The sequence below is a fragment of the Stenotrophomonas sp. 278 genome, from assembly GCF_003935715.1.
In the GTDB taxonomy this organism is placed as follows: Bacteria; Pseudomonadota; Gammaproteobacteria; order Xanthomonadales; family Xanthomonadaceae; genus Stenotrophomonas; species Stenotrophomonas maltophilia_AH.
The window spans coordinates 1-4,673 of record NZ_RHPP01000217.1 but is presented as its reverse complement, the minus strand read 5'-3'; the positions used below and the strand labels follow the sequence as shown (position 1 = coordinate 4,673).

Annotated in this window: 5 protein-coding genes; 3 read left to right on the top strand and 2 right to left on the bottom strand. The window is 65.2% G+C overall.

What is annotated here, in order from left to right; all coding sequences use genetic code 11:
• The first annotated feature begins 25 nt into the window (after positions 1-25).
• Positions 26-751: a pseudouridine synthase gene (locus EGJ34_RS20610; RefSeq protein ID WP_260477088.1), complete on the top strand. Its 726-nt coding sequence runs from the start codon at positions 26-28 to the stop codon at positions 749-751.
• Positions 752-834: 83 nt separating this feature from the next.
• Positions 835-1,185 carry a hypothetical protein gene (locus EGJ34_RS20605; RefSeq protein ID WP_125362292.1) on the top strand — a complete coding sequence of 117 codons (351 nt, stop codon included), beginning with the start codon at positions 835-837 and terminating at the stop codon, positions 1,183-1,185.
• 13 nt (positions 1,186-1,198) lie between these two features.
• Here the strand turns inward: EGJ34_RS20605 and kbl are convergent, their stop codons facing one another.
• Entirely contained in the window at positions 1,199-2,413 is a 1,215-nt protein-coding gene (gene kbl / locus EGJ34_RS20600) for a glycine C-acetyltransferase (RefSeq protein ID WP_125362291.1), read from the bottom strand.
• Between the two features lie 188 nt (positions 2,414-2,601).
• Between kbl and EGJ34_RS20595 the strand changes: the two genes are divergently transcribed.
• Positions 2,602-3,303, top strand: a complete 702-nt coding sequence (locus EGJ34_RS20595) for a TorF family putative porin (RefSeq protein ID WP_125362290.1) — start codon at positions 2,602-2,604, stop codon at positions 3,301-3,303.
• Between the two features lie 139 nt (positions 3,304-3,442).
• Here EGJ34_RS20595 and tdh read toward each other — a convergent pair whose 3' ends face one another.
• A complete protein-coding gene (tdh, locus tag EGJ34_RS20590; protein WP_125362289.1) occupies positions 3,443-4,465 on the bottom strand; it encodes an L-threonine 3-dehydrogenase in 1,023 nt (340 codons plus the stop codon).
• Positions 4,466-4,673: the final 208 nt, after the last annotated feature.

Below are 4,673 nucleotides of genomic sequence, written 5' to 3'. Positions count from 1 at the left end.
CACCAGCAGCGCGCCACGGCATGGCCTGGCACGGGTGCTGTCCAAGGCCGGCATCTGCTCGCGTACCGAGGCCGCGCGCTGGATCACGGACGGCCGGGTCATGGTGGACGGAAGAACCATCAACAACCCTGAATTCCCCATTGTCGACGGCCGCCACCAGATCAAGGTGGACGGCCAGCCCCTGGGCAGCGCCCGCCGCATCCACCTCATGCTCAACAAGCCGCGCGGACTGGTGACCACCGTCCAGGACGAGCGCGGGCGTGACACCGTGTACCGCTGCTTCGACGGGGCCGGGTTGCCCTGGCTGGCCCCGGTCGGGCGGTTGGACAAGGCCAGCGAGGGGCTGCTGTTGTTCAGCAACGACCCACAGTGGGCGGCCGGGCTGACCGACCCGGCCACTGGCCCGGACAAGACCTACCACGTGCAGGTTGACGCCATTCCCTCTGCCGATCAGCTGGCAGCCCTGTGCGCCGGGATTGAAGATGACGGCGAGTTCCTGCGCGCCCGCCACGTCCGCCTGCTGCGCAGCGGCGAGAAGACCGCCTGGCTGGAAGTGGTGCTGGAGGAAGGGCGCAACCGCCACATCCGGCGCCTGCTGGCGGCCTTCGACATCGCCGTTCTGCGTTTGATCAGAGTGGGGATCGGCCAACTGCAGTTGGGAACACTGGCCAAAGGGGCCTGGCGCGAACTGCAACCACACGAACTCGAATTGCTTCATGCCATGGCCGGACCTGCCATGGCTGACACCTAGTGCGTGGTCCGCTGGGGGGCGGGCGCACCACCGGGCAATGGACGGCCTGCTTTCACAGACTGACCACTACCGGGAGAAGTGCCATGTTCACCGTTGAAACCCTCCGTCCGCTGCTGCGCGGGGCCTGCGTGTTGTTGCCGGTCCTCGTGCTCACGGCCTGCAGCAGCCACAAGCAGGCCGCCAAGCCTACGCCGCCGGCGGTCACCGACAAGGTGGTTGAACTCAAGCTGCCCGAGCTTGATGGGCGTGGCAGCTATCGTTTCCACATGAGCAACGGCGAGAAGCGCATGAGCGCTGATGAGTTCGACGCCTGGATGAAGTCCAACGGCATCCGCGTGGCCAAGGGCAATCCGCAGGCCAGGCCGACGCCGAAGCCCGCCACCCAACCGGTGGTGGTGGCGAGCAAGGAAGACAAGAAGAAAAAGAAGAAATGACGCGCGTCGCGCGTCATTTCTTGCCGATGACGCCCAGTTCCACGCCGATCCGGGTAAACGCATCAATCGCACGGTCGAGGTGCTCGCGCGTGTGCGCCGCACTGATCTGGGTACGGATGCGCGCCTGACCCTTGGGTACTACCGGGAAGAAGAAGCCGATTGCGTAGATGCCTTCTTGCAGCAGTCGCTCGGCGAACTTCTGCGCCAGCGGCGCGTCGTACAGCATCACCGGGCTGATCGGATGCACGCCCGGCTTCACATCAAAGCCGGCGGCCGTCATCTTCTCGCGGAAGTAGGCGGTGTTCGCCTGCAGCGTGGTGCGCAGGTCGTCGGCGGCGGCCAGCATGTCGAAGGCCTTGATGCCGGCGGCGACCACATGCGGCGGCAGCGAATTGGAGAACAGATAGGGGCGCGAGCGCTGGCGCAGCAGTTCGATCACCTCGGCGCTGGCCGTGGTGAAGCCGCCCAGTGCGCCGCCCATCGCCTTGCCCAGGGTGCCGGTGATGATGTCGATCTTCTCCAGCACGCCCTTGACCTCGGCCGAGCCGCGGCCGGTCGCCCCGAGGAAACCGGTGGCGTGGCACTCGTCGATGTGCACCAGCGCGTTGTACTTCCTGGCCAGCGCGGTGATCTCATCCAGCGGGGCAATGAAGCCGTCCATCGAGAACACGCCATCGGTGGTGATCAGCTTGGTCCTGCAGCCTGCCGCATCGGCGGCCTGCAGCTGCGCTTCCAGGTCGGCCATGTCGCAGTTGGCATAGCGGAAGCGCTTGGCCTTGCACAGGCGCACGCCGTCGATGATCGACGCGTGGTTGAGCGCATCGGAAATGATGGCGTCGTGTTCGCCCAGCAGCGGTTCGAACAGACCGCCGTTGGCATCGAAGCAGGCCGCGTAGAGGATGGTGTCCTGCTTGCCGAAGAAGCCAGCGATCTGCTGCTCCAGCTGCTTGTGAAGGTCCTGGGTGCCGCAGATGAAGCGCACCGAGGCCATGCCGAAGCCGTGGCTGTCCAGCGCGTCCTTGGCTGCCTGGATCAGGTCCGGGTGGTCGGCCAGGCCCAGGTAGTTGTTGGCGCAGAAGTTGAGCACGGTACGGCCGTCGTCCAGGGTGATCTCAGCCGACTGCGGGCTGGTGATCACGCGTTCGGACTTGAACAGGCCCTGGGCGCGGATCGCCTCGAGTTCCTCAACATAGTGCCGGGTGAGCGGGGCATTCGCGGTGTCGGTCATGGCGGGCGGTCACAGGTACGGAAAACCGCGATTTTACCCGGCCTGGCGAGGTCCTGGGCCACGCCCGGGCATCGCGGCCAATGGCGGGGCAGGAAACGGTTGCGCATGTGATTGTTGCATCGCAATATCAATCAGGTTAAAAAACCGTAAACCCCGTTGCATCCACCCACGTCCCGGAGAGACCCCGCATGAACCACGCCACGCGCTGTACCGCCGCCGTTGTGCTCTGCGCCGCCTTGTTCGCCCCGTTTGTCGCCAGTGCCCAGGACGAGGCCGAGTCTCCGTTCAGCTGGAACGTCACCGGCGTTTCCGACTACGTCTTCCGCGGTGCCTCGCAGACTGACGAGGACCCGACCGCGCAGGCCGGCTTCACCTATACCTCGCCGGTGGGTCTGTATGCCGGCGTGTGGGGGTCGGGCGTGGACTTCGGTCCCGACGGTCCGGATCTGGAGGTCGACTACTTCATCGGCTACGGCGTGGACGTGACCGACAGCGTCAACTTCGACGTCATGCTCAACCGTTACACCTATCCGGGTTCGAGCGAGCTGGCCTACAACGAACTGATCGCCAAGACCACCTTCGCCGAGCACTACAACGTCACCGTCGCCTACAGCAACGACGTCTGGAACACCGACACCAACGGCTGGTATTACGCCTTTGGCACCGAGTGGACGCTGCCGCAGGAGTTCGTGCTGACCGCCAACGTCGGCCGCAGCACGTTCGACGAGGACGTGGCCAAGGACTACACCGACTGGAACATCGGCGTCAGCCGCACCTGGGGCCTGTTCACCCTCGGCCTGGGCTACTACGGCACCGACAGCCGCGGCGATTACAACTTCGGCAAGAATGCCGACGACCGGGTGGTGTTCACGGTCGCTGTCGGCCAGTGATGCGTGGGCCGGCCAACGGCCGGCGCTACCGCGATCCCTCTGGTGGAAAGCCCCCTTGATGTTCAAGGGGGCGCGCCAACGGCGCGGGGATTAGGTGACATGCGGGAGAATTGAGCAGTCGCGCCTGAGGCGCGAGTGGTCAATTCCAGCTCAGGACGACCTTGCCGGCCTTGCCTTCTTCCATCAGGTCAAAGCCCTTCTGGAATTCGTCGATCGGCAGCTGGTGGGTCATCACCTTGCCCAGCGGGAAGCCGCTCAGCACCAGCTGGGTCATCTTATACCAGGTCTCGTACATCTTGCGGCCGTAGATGCCCTGCACGGTCAGGCCCTTGAAGATGATCTTGTCCCAGTCGCAGCCGGCACCCTTGGGCATGATCCCGAGCATGGCGATCTTGCCGCCGTGGTACATGCAGTCAAGCATGTCGTTGAATGCGCGCGGATTGCCGCTCATTTCCAGGCCCACGTCGAAGCCCTCCATGTGCAGTTCCTTCATCACGTCCTTCAACGAGGTGTTGGCCACGTTGACCACGCGGGTAGCCCCCATGTCAGCCGCCAGCTTCAGGCGGAAGTCGTTGACGTCGGTCACCACCACGTTGCGCGCACCGATGTGCTTGCAGATGCCGGCGGCGATGATGCCGATCGGGCCGGCCCCGGTGATCAGCACGTCTTCACCGATCACGTCGAACTCCAGCGCGCAGTGCGCGGCGTTGCCGTAGGGGTCGAAGAAGGCGGCCAGTTCGGAGGGAATCTGGTCCGGGATCGGCCACAGGTTGCTGGCCGGCATCACCATGTACTCGGCGAACGCACCATTGACGTTGACGCCGATGCCAACGGTGTTCGGGCACAGGTGCGGGCGGCCGCCACGGCAGTTGCGGCAGTGGCCGCAGACGATATGGCCTTCGGCCGACACGCGCTGGCCTACCTCGTAGCCGGTGACCGCCGAGCCCAGTTCGGCGATGCGGCCGACGAACTCGTGGCCGATGGTCAGGCCCGGCTTGATGGTGCGCTGGCTCCAGTCGTCCCACAGGTAGATGTGCAGGTCGGTACCGCAGATGGCGGTCTTTTCCAGCTTGATCAGAACCTCGTTCGGACCCGGGGTCGGGACCGGCACGTCTTCCAGCCAGATGCCTTTGGCGGCTTCGCGCTTGACCAGGGCTTTCATTGTTTGCTGCGCCATCGGGGTGGAGCTCGTCAGGGGGAAAGGCGGAATTATAGGGCGGGGAGGGGGCGAAGGATGTTGCAGTGCACCCGGATCGGTAGCGCCGGCCGTTGGCCGGCCCTCCATACCACCTGGGCCGGCCAACGGCCCGCGCGCCCCGCCCCCACCCCCAAACCGGGGGGGGAACCGCGGCGGGGGGGTTAGGGGGATT

Coding starts and splice junctions, on each gene's coding strand:
- EGJ34_RS20595 (WP_125362290.1), top strand. CDS start 2,602: ATGAACCACGCCACGCGCTGTACCGCCGCCGTTGTGCTCTGCGCCGCC.
- EGJ34_RS20605 (WP_125362292.1), top strand. CDS start 835: ATGTTCACCGTTGAAACCCTCCGTCCGCTGCTGCGCGGGGCCTGCGTG.
- tdh (WP_125362289.1), bottom strand. CDS start 4,465: ATGAAAGCCCTGGTCAAGCGCGAAGCCGCCAAAGGCATCTGGCTGGAA.
- kbl (WP_125362291.1), bottom strand. CDS start 2,413: ATGACCGACACCGCGAATGCCCCGCTCACCCGGCACTATGTTGAGGAA.